This window comes from Roseateles violae (assembly GCF_030410485.1).
Taxonomy (GTDB): Bacteria; Pseudomonadota; Gammaproteobacteria; order Burkholderiales; family Burkholderiaceae_C; genus Roseateles_D; species Roseateles_D violae.
The window spans coordinates 644,052-663,350 of record NZ_JAUHHC010000003.1 but is presented as its reverse complement, the minus strand read 5'-3'; the positions used below and the strand labels follow the sequence as shown (position 1 = coordinate 663,350).

Below are 19,299 nucleotides of genomic sequence, written 5' to 3'. Positions count from 1 at the left end.
GCTAGCGTTTTCTATTTATCTATTCGCTTGCCATCTTGAAGATCCGCGCGGCGATGGCCGGCTGCTGGCGCCGCCACTCGTCCGCGACGATGCCCGAGAATAGCTGCGCGCCCTTCAGGCCCAGATGGGTGCGATCGAAAACCGGATTGGCGGCGCCGGCGCGCTCGGCCGTCGTCGCCGGATGGACCGGCTGGCCGGGCAGGGGCTTGGGCGCCATCGCCAACGTGTCGGCCTCGGCTTCGCCCATCGTCTCGACGGCCTGCTGACTGAGGCGGTTCAGGTCGATCAACATGACCTTCTTGTCGCGCGCGACCTGGCGAGTCACCGCCGACCAGGGCGCCAGATCGTCGTGCAGCCAGGGCCCGCGGAAGCTGCGCCGGGTCAGCGGTGTCAGCAGGACAGGCGTCGCGCCGGCGGCGCGCGTCTCGTCGACATAGCGGGCCATATTGGCCGGGAAGTCGTGGACCAGATCGGTCGAGCGGCCCGGCTTGCCGGGCTGGTCGTTGTGGCCGAACTGGATCAGCACATAGTTGTGCTCGTGCATGCCGTCGCGCAGCATCTGCTGGACCTGATCCCACAGGCCCTCGGCGCGAAAAGAGCCCGAGCTGCGGCCGCCGCGCGCCAGATTCACGCAGGAGAGCTCGGGCTTCAGCCGCGCGCACAGCGCGTCGCCATAGCCGCTTTTCGTCGCCATCGTCGAGTCGCCAACGAGGATCATGCGCGCTGGCTTCACATCGGCAAGGGCCAGGCTCGGGGCGAGCAGGGCGGCGCTCAGCGCCGAGGCTAATCGAAACTTCATCGTGAACAAGGGGAAGTCGTGATGAAAAAAAAGGGCGCAGACCTGTGTCTGCGCCCTCTGCACTAGGCCATGGCCCGGACCCTCAATAACGGTAGCGCAGGCCCACCAGGAACTCGCGGCCGGTGACGTTGTAGACCACCGCGCTGTTGCGGGCGCGGCTGATGAACTGGTCATTGGCCTCGTCGGTCAGGTTCACGCCCTCGAACGACACCTCGAACTTGTCGTTGATCTTGTAGGACACCGACATGTCGACGTTGAAGGTGCCGTTCTTGCCCTCGACGTCGTTGTTGTTCTGGCCGGGCACGCGTTGCAGATAAGACGAGCGCTTGGTGCCGGAGACCCGTGCGCTGAAACGGCCGTCGTCATAGTAGAAGGTGGCGTTCCAGGACTTCGGGCTCAGGTTGATCAAGTCGTCGGTGATCGTCGTCGCGGCGGTCGGCGAGACCAGGTACTCGATCTTGGACTTCACATAGGTGTAGTTCAGGAGCGTGCCGAAGTTCTTGCCCCAGCTCGGCAGGAAGGTGAAGGGCTGCTGGTAGTTCAGCTCGTAGCCGCTCAGCTTGCCCCCAGGGGTGTTGACCGGGGTCGTGACCTGGAAGACCTCGTCGCCGGTGAAGTTCGGCGGCAGCAGCGACATCGGCAGGCCCGTCTCCTTATAGGGCACATTGGTGCGCAGGCTCTGGATATAGGTGTCGATGTCCTTCTGGAACAAGCCCACGCCGAGGAAGGCGCCCTTGCCGAAGTACCACTCCAGACCGCCGTCATAGGTCTTGGCGCGGAAGGGCTTCAGGAAGGGGTTGCCGGTCGTGATCGACAGCGTGCCGGTCGTCGCGATCGAACCGCCCGGGCTCAGATTGCCCAGCTGCGGACGCGCCATCACCTTGGCCGCGCCGAAGCGTGCGATCAGCTCGCTGGTCAGGTTCGCGGCGACGTTCAGCGAGGGCAGCCAGTCGTCATAGGTGTTGGCGACGGTGACCTGGGTGCCGCCGGCCGTGGCCTGGTAGCCGGTCGAGACGGCCTCGGTCTTCACATAGCGGGTGCCCAGATTGCCGCGGATCTTGATGCCGCCGACGTTGCCGGTGAAGTCGGCCATCAGGAAGCCGCCGGTGTCGGTTTCGGTCACCGAGCGGTTGTTGCCGCGGGCATTGCCGTTGGTGATCGAGGAGAGCGTGAAGTCGCCGGGGCCGCCGGCCGGGCCGCTCTTCAGGCAGTTGCAGTAGATGTCGTAGGCGGCCGCGATCGCGTTCAGGTCGGGGATGACCCAGGAGGTCGGCGTGCCCGCCGGCAGGCTCAGGTTCTTGCCGAAGCCGGTCAGCATCGTCGTCAGATTGGCGATCGGCATATTGCCCGGCGGCGCGAAGATCGTGTCGTTCTGGTTGACGCGGCGGAACTCGTAGGTGTCGAACAGGAACTGCTTGTAATCGATGCCGGCCTGCAAGGTCAGCTGGTTCGGCATCACGTCCCAGGCCAGGTTGACGTTGCCGACATTGGTCTGGTTGGTCGCGCCCTGCGGACGGATGCGGATCTCGCTGGTCGTCGTGTTGGCGACGGTGGCCGGCTGCGTGCCCGAGGTGACCTGGGGCACCGGCACCAGGGTCAGCGCGCCGCCGACCTGGGTCGGATCGAAGGGGTAGGTGATCGTCGGCAGGCGATCGCTTTGGCGGAAGTCGATCGAATAACCGTTGACGTTGATGGCGTCCAGGGTCGTCGTCGTCTGCACCGGATTGCGGAACTTGGACGTCGCGCTGCCGAACTTGGCGCCCAGGCGCAGCGTGTCGGAGAACTCATGCTCCAGCGTCAAGGTCGGCTGGGTGAAGGTCGTCGACAGCTCGTCGAAGCGCGACTCGGCGCGGATGTCGACGCCGTTGTACTTGCCGTAGAGCAGCGCGCCATTGGGCGCATAGCTGGTCTCCAGCACGCTGGTCTGTTGCTTGCCGCCCTGGCTGAGATTGCGGCTGAACGAGATCGCCTCCAGGAAGTCCTCCTGGCGCGTCGCCTTCAGCTTGGCGTACAGCATGTCGAAGGTCAGCAGCGTCGAGTCGGCCGGCTTCAGCTGGACCGAGCCGGTCAGGCCCAGGCGGTCCTGGTCATGGGTCAGGCGGCCATAGCGCGGCAGGCGCGGATGGAAGTTCTCGGCCTTGCTGGCCTCGTTGTAGGCCGCGATATTGGCCGGCGTGTTCGGCAGGCGGGGCACGCCCTGGGCGGCCGGACCGCAGGTGGTGGCGGTGGAGCCGGACGGCAGCGTCGTCCCCGGGGCGATGGTCGCGCCCTGCGGCGGGCACCAGCCGGCCGACGAAGGTCCGTTGTCCCAGCGCACGGTCGAGAAGCCTTCCTCGAACAGCGAGCGCTTCGAATAGGCGCCCGAAAGCAGCACGCCGACCTTGCGGTCCGCGAAGGTACTGGAGACCAGGAAGGCCAGGCGCGGATCGGTGCTGCCCGACAGGTCGTTGTAGCGGCCCTTGGCCGAGACGGTGGCGACGAAGTCCTTGAAGTCGAACGGGCGCGAGGTCTGCAGATCGACGGTTGCGCCCAGCGAACCCTCGTCGACATCGGCCTGCGAGCTCTTGCGTACGGTGATCGAGCTGAACAGCTCGGAGGCGAAGACGTTGAAGTCCATGCCGCGGCTGCGGTTGGCGCCGCCGGAGCTGTCGGTGCCGCCGGTGGTGGCCAGCGCTTCGACGCCGTTGATGCGCACGCGGGTGAAGTCCTGGCCCAGGCCGCGCACGGTGATCGAGCGGCCCTCGCCGGCGTCACGGTCGATCACGACGCCCGGGATGCGTTGCAGCGACTCGGCCAGATTGGTGTCAGGGAACTTGGCGATGTCCTCGGCCTTGATGACGTCGACGAAGCCGCTGTCGTCGCGCTTGGCGGCCAGCGCGCTCTCCAGCGAGGAGCGGAAGCCGGTGACGACGACGGTTTCCAGCGTCTTGTCGGCGGCCGGCTTGGCGGCGGCCGGCGCTGTCTGCGCCTGGGCGTGAGTGGCGCCAATCGCGGACAGCACGGCCAAGGTGATCGCCGAGGTGGAAAGTCTTGGCTGAGCCAGCCTTGCGCGGAATGTCATTGTTCTGTCTCCGTAAATTTTCGAAAAGGCGGTGGCTTGAGCTCGGTGCGACCGGGCGCGGGACTGACTCAATCACCGCCAACCCAGGCACGAGGCCTGGCCACTTTTGTCACTCGGAGGGCGCGCGAAGGGCGCCGCAAGGAAGTGCCGGTCGCTGCAGTGCGACCGCCACGGCTTGTGCCTAGAGGTAGTCCTCGCGGCGCGGGGAAAACTGCTTGAGCCGGGTGCAGCCCTGCTCCAGGCCGTCGCCCGTATCGGGCCGCGGCCTGCCGTCGTTGGAGAAGTCGGTATCCATGCTTTGCGGCTCCTTCTGCTTCGGTTTGCTGCCCCGGGTCGCCCCACGACAGCAAAGGGCTTTTTTGGCCATCGGTTCGGAGCTACTATAGCGCCCAGAAAAAAAATTGAAACAACGGTTCACTAAATAGAAACCAGAATTCCGGGAAAGTCCCAAGCTGCGTTAGGCTTACACGAAATCGGCGTCCGAAAACGCCGACAAGCCCTGCAGAAGACGCCGGAAACGCCCGCCGGCGGCGGTACGACCGAAGGAAGAAGGCCATGGAAATCCGACAACCCGTCCACAGCGAACACGCCAGGACCCTCGACACCGAAGGGCTGCGCCGCCACTTCCTGGTCGAGAAGCTGTTCGAGCCGGAGCAGGTCACGCTGACCTATAGCCAGATCGACCGCATCATCGTCGGCGGCATCATGCCGGTGTGCCAGCCGGTGAGCTTCGCGCCGGAGCTGGGCAGGCACACCGGCACCGATTTCTTTCTGCAACGCCGCGAGCTGGGTCTGATCAATATCGGCGGCGCGGCGCGGGTCAAGGTCGACGAAGAGAGCTTCGTGATCGGCCCGCGCGAGGCGCTGTACATCGGCCAGGGCGCCCGCATGCTGGAGTTCAGGAGCGTCGATCAGGCCACGCCGGCCAAGCTCTACTTCAACAGCGCGCCGGCCCACCGCGCCTATCCGCACCGCAAGATCACGCTGGCCGAGGCCTCGCCCGAGACCCTGGGTTCGGCCGAGACCAGCAACCGCCGCACGATCCACAAGTTCATCGTGCCGGACGTGCTGCCGACCTGCCAGCTCTTGATGGGCATGACCCAGCTGGAACCGGGCAGCCTTTGGAACACGATGCCCTGCCATACGCACGACCGGCGCATGGAGGTCTATTGCTATTTCGACATGAGCGAGAGCGCGGTCGTCTTCCACATGATGGGCGAGCCGACCGAAACCCGTCATCTGGTCGTGCGCAACGAGCAGGCGGTGATCAGCCCCAGCTGGTCGCTGCACTCGGGTGTCGGCACCCAGGCCTATACCTTCATCTGGGGCATGGTCGGCGAGAACCAGGTCTTCAAGGACATGGACCACATTCCTATGACGGCGCTGCGCTGAGCGCAGACCTTTTTTACCTACTGATCCCCTTGCGATTCGCTGCGCGGCCCTGACGGCCGGGTCGCGCGCCGCAGCATCGGCCGGCCCGCCACCAGACGGCGGGCTCCCTCTCACGAATTCATCGAAAGTCAGGAAAAAATGATCCTCGACAGCTTCCAGCTGACCGGCAAGGTCGCCATCGTCACCGGCTGCAACACCGGCCTCGGCCAGGGCATGGCCCGCGCGCTGGCGCAGGCCGGTGCGGACATCGTCGGCGTCAACGTCTCCGAGCCGGACGAGACGCGCGAGCAGATCGAGGCGCTGGGCCGGCGCTTCCTCGACCTGCGCGCCAATCTGTCCGACATCAGCTGTCTCGAGGGTCTGGTCAACGAGGCGAAGGCCTTGAGCGGCCGCATCGACATCCTGGTCAACAACGCCGGCATCATCCGCCGCGAGGATGCGATCAAGTTCAGCGAGAAGGACTGGGACGATGTGATCGACCTGAACCTGAAGACGGTGTTCTTCTTCTCGCAGGCGGTCGCGCGTCAGTTCATCGCCCAGGGCAGCGGCGGCAAGATCATCAACGTCGCCTCGATGCTGAGCTTCCAGGGCGGCGTGCGCGTGCCCTCCTACACCGCCAGCAAGAGCGGCGTGATGGGCATCACCCGGCTGATGGCCAATGAATGGGCGGCGCAGAAGATCAACGTCAACGCGATCGCGCCCGGCTATATGGCGACCAACAACACGGCCGCGCTGCGCGCCGACGAGGGGCGCAACGCCTCCATCCTCGAGCGCATCCCGGCCGGCCGCTGGGGCACGCCGGACGATCTGGCCGGCCCGGTCGTGTTCCTGGCCTCGGCCGCCTCCGATTACGTCAACGGCTACACCGTCGCCGTCGATGGCGGCTGGCTGGCGCGCTGACCCAGGCTTCGAGTCAAAACAGTCGATCCGGCACGCCAGAATGCCGGGCGGCGACCACCGCCGGAGACACGGTGAGATGTACGAGAACAAAAAACTAGGCTTTCTGTTCGTCCTGCCCTTCGTGCTGGGCGTGCTGCTGTTCAAGCTCTTTCCCTTCGTCGCCAGCCTGGCGCTGAGCTTTACGCAGTACGACCTGATCGACCCGCCGCAGTTCGTCGGGCTGGAGAACTACCAGGAGCTGATCGCCAACGACCCGCTGTTCCGCAAGTCGCTGGGCGTGACCCTGCTGTTCGCGGTGCTGGCCGTGCCGCTGCGCGTGGGCTTCGCGCTGTTCATCGCCCATGTCCTGAACTTCAAGCTGCGCGGCATCAACTTCTTCCGCTCGGCCTTCTACCTGCCGTCCATCCTCGGCGGCTCGATCGCGACGGCCGTGCTGTGGCGCTTCATCTTCTCGAAGAACGGCCTGGTCAATCTGATCCTGATCAAGCTGGGCTTCGAGCCGATCGCCTGGCTGGCCGACGAGCATTACTCGTTGTGGACCATCGTGCTGCTGTTCACCTGGCAGTTCGGCTCGGCTTGTGTGATCTTCCTGGCCGCGCTGCAGAACGTCTCGGTGTCCCTGTACGAGGCGGCCGAGGTCGACGGCGCCAGCAAGTGGCAGCAGTTCTGGAAGATCACCGTGCCGCTGATCACGCCGGTGATCTTCTTCAACATGATCATGCAGATGGTCCACGCCTTCCAGGAGTTCAACGGCCCCTATGCCATTACCGAGGGCGGGCCGCTCTCCTCGACCTATGTGCTGGCCCTCTACATCTACGACCAGAGCTTCCGCTTCTTCAACCTCGGCTATGGCGCGGCGCTGAGCTGGGTCTTGTTCGCCCTGGTGGCGGCGCTGGCGGGCATCTCCTTCTGGAGCAGCAAGTACTGGGTGTTCTACAGCGGAGAGAAGAACAAATGAGCGGCGCCATCGAATCCCTGCGCGGCGACCAGAAGACGCCCTGGCTGCGTTATCTGGCCCTGGGCGCCGTGGCCCTGGTGATGCTGTACCCGCTCTTGTGGCTGGTCGGCGCCTCCTTCAAGAGCAATGCCGAGATCTTCACCGAGGCGGGCTTCTGGCCCAGCCGCTTCGACTTCGGCGCCTATGCCAAGGGCTGGAAGACCAGCACCGAGTACACCTTCGCGACCTACTTCCTGAACAGCTTCATGATCACGGTGCCGCGCATCATCGTGACCGTGATCTCCTGCGTGCTGGTCGCCTATGCCTTCGCGCGCTTCGAGTTCCACGGCAAGAAGCTGCTGTTCTCCATCATGGTCGGCACGATGATGCTGCCGCTGATCGTGCTGCGCCTGCCGCAGTACCTGATGTTCCGCGAGCTCGGCTGGCTGGATTCCTATCTGCCGCTGATCGTGCCCAGCGCCTTTGCCACCGACACCTTCTTCGTCTTCATGCTAGTGCAGTTCCTGCGCGGCATTCCGCGCGACATGGAAGAGGCGGCGCAGATCGATGGCTGCAATGCCTGGCAGCTGCTCTGGCACATCATCGTGCCGATGCTCAAGCCCGCCATCATCTCGGTGATCGTGTTCCAGTTCATCTGGACCATGAACGACTTCATGGGGCCGCTGATCTATCTGGCCTCGGTCGAGAAGTACCCGGTCTCGCTGGCGCTGAAGATGAGCATCGGCGCGACCGAGGAGGTCGACTGGGCCAATGTCATCGCGATCTCGGTCGTCGCACTGATTCCCTCGGTCGCGGTCTTCTTCGCGGCGCAGAAGCACTTCATCGAAGGCGCCGCCTCCAGCGGCATCAAAGGATAAACATCGTGGCCCAGCTGAGCCTGAAGAAAATCGAGAAGGTCTATCCGAACGGCTTCAAGGCCGTGCACGGCGTCGACCTTGACATCCGCGACGGCGAGTTCATGGTCTTCGTCGGCCCCTCGGGCTGCGCGAAGAGCACGCTCTTGCGCATGATCGCCGGCCTGGAAAGCATCAGCGGCGGCGAGCTGCGCATCGGCGACAAGCTGGTCAACGAGCTGGCGCCCAAGCAGCGCGGCATCGCGATGGTGTTCCAGAACTATGCGCTCTACCCGCATATGAAGGTCTACGACAACCTCGCCTTCGGCCTCAAGCTGGCCGGCCAGAAGAAGTCCGAGGTCGACCAGCGCGTGCGCCATGCGGCCCAGCTCTTGGAGATGGAGCATCTGCTGGACCGCTATCCGAAGCAGCTCTCGGGCGGCCAGGCGCAGCGCGTGGCGGTCGGCCGCGCGATCGTCAAGAAGCCCGATGTCTTCCTCTTCGACGAGCCGCTCTCGAACCTGGACGCCAAGCTGCGCGCCAGCATGCGCGTGCGCCTGACCGAGCTGCACCGCACCTTGCGCGAGTCGGGCCAGCCGGCCACCACCATCTACGTGACCCACGACCAGGTGGAGGCGATGACGATGGGCGAGCGCATCTGCGTCTTGAAGGAGGGCGTGATCCAGCAGGTCGACACGCCGACGAATCTCTACGACCGCCCGGCCAATGCCTTTGTGGCGAGCTTCATCGGCTCGCCCGAGATGAATATCCGCGAGGCGCGGCTGCAGGCCCAGGGCGAGGGCCTGGCCGTCGTGCTCGGCGGCCAGGTCTTGCCCCTGCCGGCCGCCAAGGCCGCCAAGGTGCGCGGCCGCGCCGGCGCCGTCAGGTTCGGCCTGCGGCCCGAGCACATCTCGGCCGCGCCGCGCGCCCAGGGCGACAGCGTCGCCGTGCCGGCCACCCTGCGCTTCATCGAGCATATGGGCAGCGAGGTCTTCGTCCATCTCGATATCGGCGAGGTGCCGATGACGGCGCGCGTGCCGTCCGACCAGCTGAACGGCCTGGCCGAGAAGGCGCGCGGCGCGCAGCACGACTTCCATCTGCAGCTGGGCCAGGCCCATCTGTTCGATGCCGAGACGGGGCTGAACCTGCTATGAAGCGACGCAGTGTTGCCGCCTTGCTCGCACTGGCACTGGCCGGCTGCGGCGGCTCGCAGGCCGAGGATCCGAAGACGGTCTTGCGCTTTGCCTGGTGGGGCGGCGCCGCCCGCCACGAGGCGACCCTCAAGGCGATCGCGCTGTTCGAGAAGCGCAACCCGGGCCTGAAGGTCAAGGCCGAGTACATGGGCTTCAACGGCTATCTGGAGCGGCTGACGACGCAGATCGCCGGCGGCTCCGAGCCCGACGTGATGCAGATCAACTGGGCCTGGATGGCCATGTTCAGCAAGCGCGGCAACGGCTTCGTCGATCTGCAGCAGTACGAGCGGGTGCTCGATCTGCGCCAGTTCAGCGCCGAGGACCTGGACATGGGCCGGGTCGGCGGCAAGCTCAATGCGCTGCCGGTCTCCTACAGCGCCCGCGTGCTGCTGTGGAACAAGGCCGCCTTTGACCGCATCGGCCTGCCGCTGCCCAGGACCTGGGACGAGCTGTTCGCCGCCGGCCCTGTCTTCAAGAGCAAGCTCGGCGAGCACGCCTATCCGCTGGACGGCGAGCTCTACGACATGATCCTCTTGTCGCAGGCCTATGTGCAGCAGAAGTACGGCACCGCCTATGTCGACCCGAAGGAGGCCAGGGTCGCGATGAGCCCGGCCGCGGCGCTCGAATGGGTGCAGACCTACCGCAAGCTGATCGTCAACCATGTCGCGACGCCGCTGCCGCTGCGCGCCTCCTTGGGCGGGGCCGAGAAGCCGACCGAGCAGCAGCAGGACTGGGTCGTCGGCAACTGGGCCGGCAACTACACCTGGGACTCGGTCGTCGCCCTGCGCGGCAGCACCTTGAACAAGGATCAGAAGCTGGCGCTGGGCGACTTCCCGACCCTGCCCGGGGCCAGGAACAGTGGCATGTTCGGCCGCCCGACGGTGATGTTCGCCGTCGGCCGCAACAGCAAGAAGCCTGAGCTGGCCGCGCGCTTCATCAACTTCCTCTTGACCGACCCCGAGGCCGCGCAAGTGCTGGGCCGCACGCGCGGCCTGCCCTCGGCCGACGCGCAGTTCCAGATCCTGCTGGACGCGAAGAAGATCCCGGCGCTGGAGCTGGCCGCCTACCAGCAGATCAAGACGCAGAAGCGGGCCGGCAATATCGAGCTGCCCTCGCCGCTGTTCGAGCATGCGCGTATGAACAAGTTCATGCGCGAGGTGTTCGAGACGGTGGCCTATGGCAAGACCACGGACGAGGCGGCGGCCCAGCGCCTTGTCAACGAAGGCAACGCCCTCCTGAAACGGATCAAATAAGATGAAGCACACCGAACGCCAGCTGAACTTCGTCAGCACGCAGGACCCCGACACCGGCGCCCGTGTGACGCGGCTGACGCCGCTGGACGTGACCTGCCATCGCAACTACTTCTACCAGAAGTGCTTTACCAACGACGGAGCCAAGCTGCTGTTCGCCGGCGAGTTCGGCCCCGGCAAGAACTGGAACTACCAGCTGCTCGATCTGCAATCGCAGATCGCCACGCAGCTGACCGACCAGGCCGGCGAGAACACCTTCGGCGGCTTCCTGTCGCCGGACGACCAGTACCTCTACTTCGTCCGCGCCGAGCGCAATCTGGTCCGGCTGGAACTGGCGACGCTGAAGGAGGAGGTCGTCTACACGGTGCCGCAGGGCTGGGTCGGCTACGGCACCTGGGTCAGCAACAGCGCCTGCACCAAGATGGTCGGCATCGAGATCCATGCCGACGACTGGTTTCCGCTGAACACCTGGCAGAAGTTCAACGAGATGTTCCACCGGAAGCCGCGCTGCCGGCTGTTCAGCGTCGATCTGGCGACCGGACAACGGAACATCATCCTCGAGCAGCGCGGCTGGCTGGGCCATCCGCAGTACCGGCCCTTCGACGATAACACGGTCGCCTATTGCCACGAGGGCCCGCACGACCTGATCGATGCTCGCATGTGGTTCATCGACGAAGACGGCAGGAACCGCCGCTGCGGCAAGGAGCACGGCGAGGGCGAGAGCTGCACGCACGAGTTCTGGGTGCCGGACGGCAGCGCGATGATCTACGTTAGCTACAAGCATTCCTCGCCCGAGCGCTGGATCTACAGCCTGGACCCGGTGACGCTGGAAAACAAGCTGCTGACCGCGATGCCGCAATGCTCGCACCTGATGAGCAACCACGACGGCAGCTTGATCGTCGGCGACGGCTGCGGCCCCGCCACCGGCGATTCATCGGCCAGCAACGAGATGCTGAGCGGCGATCCCTATCTGCACCTGTTCGATCTGAAGACCGGCACGACGCGACCGATCGCGCGGCACGACAGCGGCTGGGGCGTCTACAAGGACAGCCGCCAGGTCACGCACCCGCATCCGAGCTTCACGCCCGACCAGAAGCAGGTGCTGTTCAGCTGCGACAAGGAAAAGCCGGGCGAGCCGGCGCTCTATCTGGCTGATCTCTGATGAGATTGGCGGCGGCGGCTCTCGCGCTGGCCTGGGCGGTGACGCTGCCCTCCCAGGCGCAGCAGCGCCCGCAACTCAGCGACGCGGAGGCGGCGCGGCAGACGGTGGCCGACTATCTCGGCGACTGGACGCCTGCGCCGTTGGACACCAGCGCCTGGCGCGCCGATTTCGTCGTCGCGGCCGACGGCAGCGGCACGCACCGCAGCTTGCAGGCGGCGCTGGCCGCCGTGCCGGCCAGCGGCCGGCGGCATTACATCCGCATCGAACCGGGCATTTACCGCGAGCAGATCTGCCTGCGCGACAAGGCGCCGGTCAGCCTCTGGGGCGCCGGTCGCGATGCGGCCGCCGTGCTCATCGTCGAGGGCCACTACAACGCCGAGCCGCAGGGCGCGAATCCCTGTGTGGCCGGCAGCGCGCCGGCCGGCAGCGTCGGCACCGCCGGCAGCGCCAGCGTCGCGCTGTTCGGCAATGACATCGTGCTGGCCAATCTGAGCATCGCCAACGATGCGCTGGAGCGGGTGCGTACCGGCCTCGGCTATCCGCCCGGCGCCGGCGAGACGGGCGGCGCGCAGGCGGTCGCGCTGCTGACCGAGGGCGACCGCATCCAGCTGGAGAACGTGCGGCTTCTGGGCCACCAGGACACCTTCTACGCGCGCGGCACGGGCCGCGTCTTCGTGCGCGCCAGCCTGATCGCCGGCGACGTCGATTTCATCTTCGGCAATGCCACGCTGGTGATCGCCGAGTCGACGATCCTGAGCCGCGCCGGCCGCCGCCAGCCGGGCCAGGACGGCCATGTGCTGGCGCCCAGCACCGCGCCCACGCAGCGTCTCGGTTTTCTGATCACCGGCAGCCGATTGATCGCCGAGCCGGGCGTGCCGGCCGGCGCGATCTCGCTGGGCCGTGCCTGGGACCAGGGCGTGCCCAAGGGCCAGTGGGACGCCGGCCGCTCGCCGAATGGCCAGGCCTTGATCCGCGACAGCCGGCTCGGTCCGCATCTGGGGCCCTGGGCGGCATCGACCTCGCGCCGCCCCTTCAGCGCCGCCGGGAACCGGCTGACCGAATACCGCAACGGCCCGCTCGATCCCGCCGAGCCGGGCGCAGCGGCGGAAAAAACCGATTGAGCAAGCCCGTCCAAATCGGTGGACAATGCAAAATCGAAACACTTGTTCAGAGAAACCAAAACGCATGGACGATGATTCATACGATGCCAAGCAGCCGGAGTCGGTTGCCGCGGTACTGAAGGTCTTTGCCATCCTGCAGGCGCTGTCCGAGCGCAATGAGACAGGGATCTCCGAGCTGTCGATGCGCCTGGGCATGCCCAAGGCCACCGCCTACCGTTTTCTGCAGTCGATGAAGACCCTGGGCTATGTGCGCCAGGAGGCCGACAGCGAGCGCTACGGGCTGACGATGCGCGTGTTCGAGCTGGGCACCAAGGCGCTGCAATACCCCGATCTGGTCGACCTGGCCAAGCACCATATGCAGATGCTGGCCGACAAGACCGGCGAGACGGTGCACCTGGGCACGCTGATCGACAGCGAGATCATCTACGTCCACAAGATCGACTCGCGCCACACCTTGGGCATGTATTCGAAGATCGGCCGCCGCGCGCCGCTGCACTGCACGGCGATCGGCAAGGTGCTGATGGCCTGGGAGCATCCGGAGCGGCGCGACCGCATCCTGGCCGGCGCCGATTTCGAGCGTTTCCGCGAGAAGACCATCGTCGAGCGCGGCGCCTTCCTGAACGAACTCGAGCGGGTCAAGGCGCAGGGTTTCGGCGAGGACCGCGAGGAGTTCGACGATCACATCCGCTGCCTGGGCATTCCGATCTTCGACCGCCTGAGCCAGCCGATCGCCGGCATGAGCGTGTCCTTCCCCAGCTTCCGCTACGACGAGGCCAAGGCGCCCGAGATCGTCGAGATGCTGACCCGGGCCAGCCGCGACATCTCGGCGCGGCTGGGCTGCACGCGCTTCCCGCTGGACGAGGTCGCCGCGCCGACGCGCTGAGCGCCGTTCAGCTCATTCGAGCTTGCCGATCCGCCGCACCGCCGTCGTCATCGCGGCGGCGTCGGCGCTCCAGTAGCTCTGGAACTCCGGCGCGTCCTGGTAGGCGATCGGGCTGCCGGCCTTCAGCATCTGCTGCTGCAGCTGCGGCTCGGCCGCCACCTTGCGCGCCGCCGCGCGCAGGCGCTGCACGATCTCGTCCGGCGTGCCGGCCGGCACGAACAGCGCCGACCATTGCGCGAACTCGACGCCCGGGTAGCCCAGCTGCTTCAGGCTCGGGAGCTCGGGCAGGGCCGCGAGCGGCGCCGTGCCCCAATGCGCGAGCGCGCGCAGCTTGCCGGCGCGGATGTGCTGGGCCACCGAGGCCGGCCCGCTGGCCAGCGCATCGACCTGGCCACCCAGGAGCGCGGTGATCGCCGGCCCGGCGCCGGTGTACGGGATGTGGACCATGCGGAAGCCGGCCGCGGACTTCAGCATCTCCATCGGCACATGCATGGTGCCGTAATTGCCGGAGCTGCCGTAGTTGTAGGCGCCCGGGTGCTGCTGCGCATCGGCGACGAACTCGGCCAGGGTCTTCCACGGCGCCTCGGCGCGCACGACCAGCACCGTCGGGTCGGCGGTGAAGCGCGCGATCGGCTTGAACTGGCTGGTCTGGTAGCTGGGCTTGCGGCCCAGCACCAGATCGGCCTCGGGCAGGATGGAGATCGAGGACAGGCTCAGCAGCACGGTGTAGCCGTCGGCCGCGCTGCGCGCCGCCGTGCCTATGCCCAGGGCGCCGCCGGCGCCGGCCTTGTTCTCGACGATGACGGCCTGCTTCAGCTCCTGCGTCAGCGCCTCGGCCAGCGGCCGCGCCACCGTGTCGGCGACGCCGCCGGGCGGGAAGGGCACGATCATCGTGATCGGCCGCTCCGGATAATGCGGACCCTGGGCCCAGGCGCCGGTGCCGAGGCCCAGCGCGGCCAGCGCACAGACGCTGCGACGTTGGATCATGGCGGGTTCCTCCCTCAGACGAAGCGATTGCTCAGCGTGCCTATGCCGTCGATCTCGATGCGCACGACATCGTCCGGCTTCAGGTATTGCGGCGGCACCAGACCCATGCCGACGCCGGCCGGCGTGCCGGTGGCGATCACATCGCCCGGATAGAGCGTGATGCCGCGCGAGATCGTCGCGATCAAAGCCGGGATGTCGAAGATCAGATCGGTCGTGCGCGCGTCCTGGCGCAGCTCCTCGTTGACCCAGCAGCGCAGGCGCGTGTCGCGGCCGTCGAGCTCGTCGGCCGTGACGATCCAGGGCCCCATCGGGCAGAAGCCGTCGAAGGACTTGCCCAGATGCCATTGCTGGTGCCGGGTCTGCACATCGCGGGCGGTCACGTCGTTGACGATGGTGTAGCCGAACACATGGCCCATCGCCTGCTCGCGGGCGATGTTCTTGCCGCCGCGGCCGATGACGACGGCCAGCTCGGCCTCGTAGTCGATCTGGGTCGATACCTCGGTCGGCAGCGCGACCTCGGCACCATCGGCGACGACGGTCTCGGGCACCTTGCTGAAGACGATCGGCCAGTCCATGCCGGCGGGCGGCGCGTTCTTGAAGATCGAGCCCGACAGCTCCTGCGCATGGGCCTGGTAGTTGCGGCCGACGCAGAACACATTGCGGCGTGGCCGCGGCAGCGGTGCCTCCAGCCGCAGGCCGGCCAGCGGCTGCGCGGGCTCGGCGGCCGGCAGCGGCTCGCCGGCGGACAGGCGCTCGATCAGCGCCAGCGCGCCGCCGCGCGCGTCCTCGGCCGGCAGCGCCAGCGGGGCGATCTGCAGCCCGTCGGCCGATACCAGGCCGACGCGGCGCTGGCCCATCGATTGAAAGCAGGCGATTCGCAAGCTAGTCTCCTCCGGTGTTGGTGGCCCGGACCATCGTAGCAAGCGGCCGGCCGGTGTGCCGGGGCACACCGCTTGCTGCAAACCCGCAGAGTCGATGCCATGCATGCCTTAAAGCTTCATCTGTTCTGTACCAGCGCGGCCGAGGGCCTGGTGAACCGCCTGCGGCCGCGTTTCGAGGCCCAGGGTGACGAGCATCTGGACGCGCGCTTCGGGCCGATCGACGGCCTGCGCCGGCAGTTGCTGGCCGGCGAGCGCTGCGATGTGCTGGTCGCCACGCCGGCCTCCATCGCCACCCTGACCGAGGCCGGCGAGCTGCTGATCGACGGCCAGTCCTCGCTGGGCCTGCTGCAGCTGTGCATCGCCGCGCGCGAGGGCGATCCGGCGCCGGCGATCGGCTCGGCGGCCGAGCTGCGCTCGGCGCTGCTGGGGGCCGGCGAGCTGCATTTCGCCGACCCGGTGCGCGATCTGGGCGGCAGCCATTTCGCTGTTCTGCTGCAGATGCTGCACCTAGCCGAGGAACTGGCGCCGCGCTGCCGGCCGCAGCCCGACGGCAGCGCGGCCCTGCGTGCGCTGGCCGGCTCGACGGCGCCGCGCGCGCTGGGCTGCGCGCTGCTCAGCGAGATCCGCCAGACGGACGGCGTGGTCGAGGTCGGCCCGCTGCCCCCCGAGTTCGCGCTGACGACCAGCCTGGCCGCCGCGGTGACGGTGCGCAGCGACGACCCGGCGCTGGCCGATCGCTTCATCGCGCTGCTGTGCGGCGCTGCAGGCGGCGAGGCGCGCGAGGCGGCCGGCTTCGTGCCGGCGCAGCGGCTCGGCGAGCCGCTGTTCCATCTGGCCGGCGCCGCCCGCTGAGCCGCCGGGCCGCCGGGCCGCCGGGCCATTAAGGCGCCGGGCGCGGAGCGGCGGCGGCGCGCGCCGTCCCGAGCGGGCCGAACCAGGCACCGCGCGCGATCGCGATGGCATTGACCAGGCCGTAGACGATCAGCGCCAGCGCCTGGGCGGCGAACACGGCGGCCAGGCCCCAGCCGGCGCGCAGCGCCAGCCAGCCGCCCAGCGCCGCGACCAGCAGCCGCGCCAGGTTGCCGATGATGGGCCAGAGCAGGCGGCCGGCCCCCTGCGAGGCGAAATACAGGCTCAACGCCAGGCCGAAAAAGCCGTAGACCGGCCCGACGATCTGCAGATAGCGCGTGCCGGCGTCCAGCATCGCCGGGTCGCTGTCGAACAGCGACAGCCAGGCGCGCGGGAACAGCGCGGCGGCGAGGCCGATCGCCTCGGTCAGCGCGGCCGACAGGCCGGCGCCTATCCAGGCGACGCGCAGCGCCCGTTCGCGCTGGCCGGCGCCGACGCAGGTGCCGACCATGGACACCAGCGGCGCGCCGAAGCCGAACACCAGCGGCACCAGCAGGTACTCGAGCCGCGAGGCCGTGCCATAACCGGCGATCGCGGCGGCGCCGAAGCCGGCCACCAGGGCGGTGCTGATCGCGATCGCCAGATTGGTCGCCAGGGTGGAGATCGCGCCGACGACGCCGACGCGCAGGATGTCGGCGAACAGCGGCAAGCGCCACTGCAGCTCGCGCCAGCGCGGCTTCAAAAGGCTGCGGCCCGACAGCATATGCAGGCCCAGCGCGACCGTGCCGGCCGCGTAGTAGAGCAGCAGCGCCAGCGCGCCGCCGGCGATGCCCAGACCCGGCAGCGGCCCCCAGCCGAAGATCAGCAGCGGCGACAGCGGCACCAGGGCCAGGCTGCCGATCACGGTGACCGCGGCCGGCAGATTCATATTGCCGCTGCCGCGGATCAGCGCGGCCAGCGCATTGAAGATCCAGACCAGCAGCGCGCCGGCGAAGACCCAGTCCGAGTACTGCAGCGCCGCCTCCAGCGCCGCGCCGCTGCCGCCCAGCCGCGCATAAAGCCAGCGCCCGCCCAGCAGGGCCGCGGCCATGAAGGCCAGGCCCAGCACGGCGGCGATCGCCAGCGCGTGGAAGACCAGCGCATCGGCATCGCGCTGGCGGCGCGCGCCCAGTGCACGCGCGACCGCCGAGGCCATGCCGCCGCCGAAGGCGCCGGCCGACATCATCTGCATCAGCATCACGACCGGGAACACCAGGGCCATGCCGGCCAGCGCCTCGGTGCCCAGCTTGCCGATGAAGAAGGTCTCGATCAGGCCGACGCCGGCCTGCGCGCCCATCACCAGCACGTTCGGTGCTGCCAGGCGCAAGAGCGTCGCAGCGATCGGTCCTTCGAGCAGCAGCCGGGTGCGCGGGTCGAGCGTGGCGGCGGAGCTCGGGGCGGCGGTGGCGGCTGAGGACATGCGCGGGCTCCAGATGCGTGTATATGCACGCAATAATAGGCGCAACTACACTTGTCTGCATGGCCGGCATCGAAACCCCCGTCTGCAACAACCGCGCGCTGCGCGAGGCCGGGCGGCGGCTGAACCAGTTCTACGACCAGTTCCTGGCGCCCAGCGGCCTGCGCGCGACGCAGTTCTCCCTGCTGGCCAGCCTGAAGCGGCTGGGACCCATCGGCATCCAGGCGCTGGCCAGCGAGCTGGGCCTGGACCGCACGACCCTGGGCCGCAACATCCTGCCGCTGGAGCGCGACGGGCTGATCCTCGTCGAGCCCGATGCCGAGGACCGGCGCGGCAAGCGGCTGCGGCTGAGTGCCGCGGGCCTGGAGCGCCTGGCGCGCGCACGGCCGCTCTGGGCCAAGGCGCAGCAGGGCTTCGAGGCCGCCTTCGGGGCGGAGCGGGCGGCGCAGCTGCGCGAGCTGCTGGCCGAGGTCAGCCGGCTCGATCCGGGCTGATCGGCTTGCGCGGCGGCAGCCGCCGCGTTTCGCCGATCGCCAGGGTGAAGAACTCGTCCTGGGCCAGGTCTTGCGCCGCGCGCTGCCGCGCCAGTTCGCGCGGCGGCTCGTCCAGCGCCTCGTCGCTGAGCGCGAAGGTGCCCCAGTGCAGGCCCAGCGAACGCTTGGCGCCGAGGTCGCGGTGGATCCTGATCGCCTCCTCGACATTGACATGCTGGGTGCGCATGAACCAGCGCGGCTCGTAGGCGCCGATCGGCAGCAGCGCGATATCAAAGCCGCCGCCCTGGGGTTCGCTCTGGCGGCCGGCGAAGCGCTGGCGCATATCGGCGAAGTCGCGCGAGTAGCCGGTGTCGCCGGCATAGAAGAGATGGCAGTCCGGCGCGAACAGCGCGAAGCCGCCCCACAAGGTCTTCATGCGGTCGCCGAGTCCGCGCCCGGACCAGTGCTGGGCCGGCACCAGCACCAGCTCGATCTCGCCGGCCGAGCTCTGCATGCGGTGGCCCTGCCACCAGTCCAGCTCGACCACCCGCGCGATGCCGCAGCGCTGGAACCAGGCCGCAAGGCCCAGCGGCACGACGAACAGCGGCCCCTCGCCGCCGCGGCCGCCCTGGCGCGCCAGCGCCCGCACCGAGGCCTCGTCCAGATGGTCATAATGGTTGTGCGAGACCAGCACCAGATCGATGGACGGCAGCTGCGCCAGCGTCAGCCCCGGCGGCTGCTGGCGCTTCGGGCCGACGAAGCCCAGCGGCGAGGCACGCTCGGAGAAGATCGGGTCGGTCAGCAGGTTCAGCCCGCCCAGCTGGGCCAGCGCCGTCGCATGACCGATCCAGGTGACGGCCGGCGTCTGCGCGCCGCCGCTGTTGGCGGCGATGAAGTCCAGCTCGGGCGCGCATTGCGGGATCGGCGCCAGCGGCGGCCGCGGCCGGCCTTCGCGGCGCGCCTCCAGCCGCCAGCGCAGCAGCTCGGCCAGGCCCTTGGCCTCGAAGCGCTGGTAGTTGTTCTGGAACACGCCGTCGGCGCCGTGATGGCGCGGCGGCGCGTCGCTCTTGCTGCTATCGCTGCGGTCGCTCATGGCCGGCC

Annotated in this window: 17 protein-coding genes; 11 read left to right on the top strand and 6 right to left on the bottom strand. The window is 67.9% G+C overall.

The genetic code is table 11. From position 1 onward, the window contains the following. Window positions 1-19 precede the first annotated feature (19 nt). On the bottom strand, window positions 20-799 hold the full coding sequence (locus QWJ38_RS13435) for a rhamnogalacturonan acetylesterase (protein WP_290359590.1): 780 nt from the start codon (window positions 797-799) through the stop codon (window positions 20-22). An 82-nt stretch (window positions 800-881) separates the two neighbouring features. Continuing rightward, on the bottom strand, window positions 882-3,860 hold the full coding sequence (locus tag QWJ38_RS13430; protein WP_290359589.1) for a TonB-dependent receptor: 2,979 nt from the start codon (window positions 3,858-3,860) through the stop codon (window positions 882-884). A gap of 555 nt (window positions 3,861-4,415) precedes the next feature. Here QWJ38_RS13430 and kduI point away from each other — a divergent pair. The 9 genes from kduI to kdgR all read left to right on the top strand — a co-directional run bounded on the left by kduI (window position 4,416) and on the right by kdgR (window position 13,552). Continuing rightward, complete coding sequence (kduI, locus tag QWJ38_RS13425; RefSeq protein ID WP_290359588.1) at window positions 4,416-5,252, top strand: 5-dehydro-4-deoxy-D-glucuronate isomerase; 837 nt, start codon at window positions 4,416-4,418, stop codon at window positions 5,250-5,252. 138 nt (window positions 5,253-5,390) lie between these two features. Continuing rightward, window positions 5,391-6,152 carry a 2-dehydro-3-deoxy-D-gluconate 5-dehydrogenase KduD gene (kduD, locus tag QWJ38_RS13420; protein WP_290359587.1) on the top strand — a complete coding sequence of 254 codons (762 nt, stop codon included), beginning with the start codon at window positions 5,391-5,393 and terminating at the stop codon, window positions 6,150-6,152. A 76-nt stretch (window positions 6,153-6,228) separates the two neighbouring features. Next, on the top strand, window positions 6,229-7,110 hold the full coding sequence (locus tag QWJ38_RS13415; protein WP_290359586.1) for a carbohydrate ABC transporter permease: 882 nt from the start codon (window positions 6,229-6,231) through the stop codon (window positions 7,108-7,110). Then, a complete protein-coding gene (locus tag QWJ38_RS13410; RefSeq protein WP_290359585.1) occupies window positions 7,107-7,967 on the top strand; it encodes a carbohydrate ABC transporter permease in 861 nt (286 codons plus the stop codon). The genes QWJ38_RS13415 and QWJ38_RS13410 overlap by 4 nt, the downstream gene beginning before the upstream one ends. A gap of 5 nt (window positions 7,968-7,972) precedes the next feature. Next, window positions 7,973-9,097, top strand: coding sequence for an ABC transporter ATP-binding protein (locus QWJ38_RS13405; protein ID WP_290359584.1), 1,125 nt, complete (start codon window positions 7,973-7,975; stop codon window positions 9,095-9,097). Beyond that, entirely contained in the window at window positions 9,094-10,389 is a 1,296-nt protein-coding gene (locus tag QWJ38_RS13400) for an ABC transporter substrate-binding protein (RefSeq protein ID WP_290359583.1), read from the top strand. The genes QWJ38_RS13405 and QWJ38_RS13400 overlap by 4 nt, the downstream gene beginning before the upstream one ends. 1 nt (window position 10,390) lies before the next feature. Next, window positions 10,391-11,548 (top strand): oligogalacturonate lyase family protein, encoded by a 1,158-nt coding sequence (locus QWJ38_RS13395; RefSeq protein WP_290359582.1) that lies wholly within the window; start codon window positions 10,391-10,393, stop codon window positions 11,546-11,548. Continuing rightward, entirely contained in the window at window positions 11,548-12,669 is a 1,122-nt protein-coding gene (locus QWJ38_RS13390; protein ID WP_290359581.1) for a pectinesterase family protein, read from the top strand. Before QWJ38_RS13395 ends, QWJ38_RS13390 begins: the two co-directional genes overlap by 1 nt. A gap of 64 nt (window positions 12,670-12,733) precedes the next feature. After that, window positions 12,734-13,552 carry a DNA-binding transcriptional regulator KdgR gene (gene kdgR, locus QWJ38_RS13385; RefSeq protein WP_290359580.1) on the top strand — a complete coding sequence of 273 codons (819 nt, stop codon included), beginning with the start codon at window positions 12,734-12,736 and terminating at the stop codon, window positions 13,550-13,552. A 12-nt stretch (window positions 13,553-13,564) separates the two neighbouring features. On the opposite strand, the gene QWJ38_RS13380 is transcribed toward kdgR, so the two are convergent. Together QWJ38_RS13380 and QWJ38_RS13375 are read right to left on the bottom strand one after the other, a co-directional pair. Further along, on the bottom strand, window positions 13,565-14,539 hold the full coding sequence (locus QWJ38_RS13380; protein ID WP_290359579.1) for a tripartite tricarboxylate transporter substrate binding protein: 975 nt from the start codon (window positions 14,537-14,539) through the stop codon (window positions 13,565-13,567). 14 nt (window positions 14,540-14,553) lie between these two features. Next, window positions 14,554-15,420, bottom strand: coding sequence for a fumarylacetoacetate hydrolase family protein (locus QWJ38_RS13375; protein WP_290359578.1), 867 nt, complete (start codon window positions 15,418-15,420; stop codon window positions 14,554-14,556). Between the two features lie 99 nt (window positions 15,421-15,519). On the opposite strand from QWJ38_RS13375, the gene QWJ38_RS13370 reads away from it, so the two are divergent. Continuing rightward, window positions 15,520-16,272 carry a molybdate ABC transporter substrate-binding protein gene (locus QWJ38_RS13370; protein ID WP_290359577.1) on the top strand — a complete coding sequence of 251 codons (753 nt, stop codon included), beginning with the start codon at window positions 15,520-15,522 and terminating at the stop codon, window positions 16,270-16,272. A 28-nt stretch (window positions 16,273-16,300) separates the two neighbouring features. Here the strand turns inward: QWJ38_RS13370 and QWJ38_RS13365 are convergent, their stop codons facing one another. Then, on the bottom strand, window positions 16,301-17,728 hold the full coding sequence (locus QWJ38_RS13365; RefSeq protein WP_290359576.1) for an MATE family efflux transporter: 1,428 nt from the start codon (window positions 17,726-17,728) through the stop codon (window positions 16,301-16,303). Window positions 17,729-17,787: 59 nt separating this feature from the next. Here QWJ38_RS13365 and QWJ38_RS13360 point away from each other — a divergent pair, with 59 nt between their 5' ends. Then, a complete protein-coding gene (locus QWJ38_RS13360; protein ID WP_290359575.1) occupies window positions 17,788-18,219 on the top strand; it encodes a MarR family winged helix-turn-helix transcriptional regulator in 432 nt (143 codons plus the stop codon). Here the strand turns inward: QWJ38_RS13360 and QWJ38_RS13355 are convergent. Next, complete coding sequence (locus QWJ38_RS13355) at window positions 18,197-19,291, bottom strand: MBL fold metallo-hydrolase (RefSeq protein ID WP_290359574.1); 1,095 nt, start codon at window positions 19,289-19,291, stop codon at window positions 18,197-18,199. The genes QWJ38_RS13360 and QWJ38_RS13355 overlap by 23 nt on opposite strands. Window positions 19,292-19,299 lie beyond the last annotated feature (8 nt).

What these genes read in the sequence shown, in the direction of transcription:
- QWJ38_RS13395 (WP_290359582.1), top strand. Translation starts at nt 10,391, where the DNA reads ATGAAGCACACCGAACGCCAGCTGAACTTCGTCAGCACGCAGGACCCC.
- kduI (WP_290359588.1), top strand. Translation starts at nt 4,416, where the DNA reads ATGGAAATCCGACAACCCGTCCACAGCGAACACGCCAGGACCCTCGAC.
- QWJ38_RS13360 (WP_290359575.1), top strand. Translation starts at nt 17,788, where the DNA reads ATGGCCGGCATCGAAACCCCCGTCTGCAACAACCGCGCGCTGCGCGAG.
- QWJ38_RS13365 (WP_290359576.1), bottom strand. Translation starts at nt 17,728, where the DNA reads ATGTCCTCAGCCGCCACCGCCGCCCCGAGCTCCGCCGCCACGCTCGAC.
- QWJ38_RS13410 (WP_290359585.1), top strand. Translation starts at nt 7,107, where the DNA reads ATGAGCGGCGCCATCGAATCCCTGCGCGGCGACCAGAAGACGCCCTGG.
- QWJ38_RS13435 (WP_290359590.1), bottom strand. Translation starts at nt 799, where the DNA reads ATGAAGTTTCGATTAGCCTCGGCGCTGAGCGCCGCCCTGCTCGCCCCG.
- QWJ38_RS13370 (WP_290359577.1), top strand. Translation starts at nt 15,520, where the DNA reads ATGCATGCCTTAAAGCTTCATCTGTTCTGTACCAGCGCGGCCGAGGGC.
- QWJ38_RS13400 (WP_290359583.1), top strand. Translation starts at nt 9,094, where the DNA reads ATGAAGCGACGCAGTGTTGCCGCCTTGCTCGCACTGGCACTGGCCGGC.
- QWJ38_RS13415 (WP_290359586.1), top strand. Translation starts at nt 6,229, where the DNA reads ATGTACGAGAACAAAAAACTAGGCTTTCTGTTCGTCCTGCCCTTCGTG.
- QWJ38_RS13355 (WP_290359574.1), bottom strand. Translation starts at nt 19,291, where the DNA reads ATGAGCGACCGCAGCGATAGCAGCAAGAGCGACGCGCCGCCGCGCCAT.
- QWJ38_RS13430 (WP_290359589.1), bottom strand. Translation starts at nt 3,860, where the DNA reads ATGACATTCCGCGCAAGGCTGGCTCAGCCAAGACTTTCCACCTCGGCG.
- QWJ38_RS13380 (WP_290359579.1), bottom strand. Translation starts at nt 14,539, where the DNA reads ATGATCCAACGTCGCAGCGTCTGTGCGCTGGCCGCGCTGGGCCTCGGC.
- kduD (WP_290359587.1), top strand. Translation starts at nt 5,391, where the DNA reads ATGATCCTCGACAGCTTCCAGCTGACCGGCAAGGTCGCCATCGTCACC.
- kdgR (WP_290359580.1), top strand. Translation starts at nt 12,734, where the DNA reads ATGGACGATGATTCATACGATGCCAAGCAGCCGGAGTCGGTTGCCGCG.
- QWJ38_RS13390 (WP_290359581.1), top strand. Translation starts at nt 11,548, where the DNA reads ATGAGATTGGCGGCGGCGGCTCTCGCGCTGGCCTGGGCGGTGACGCTG.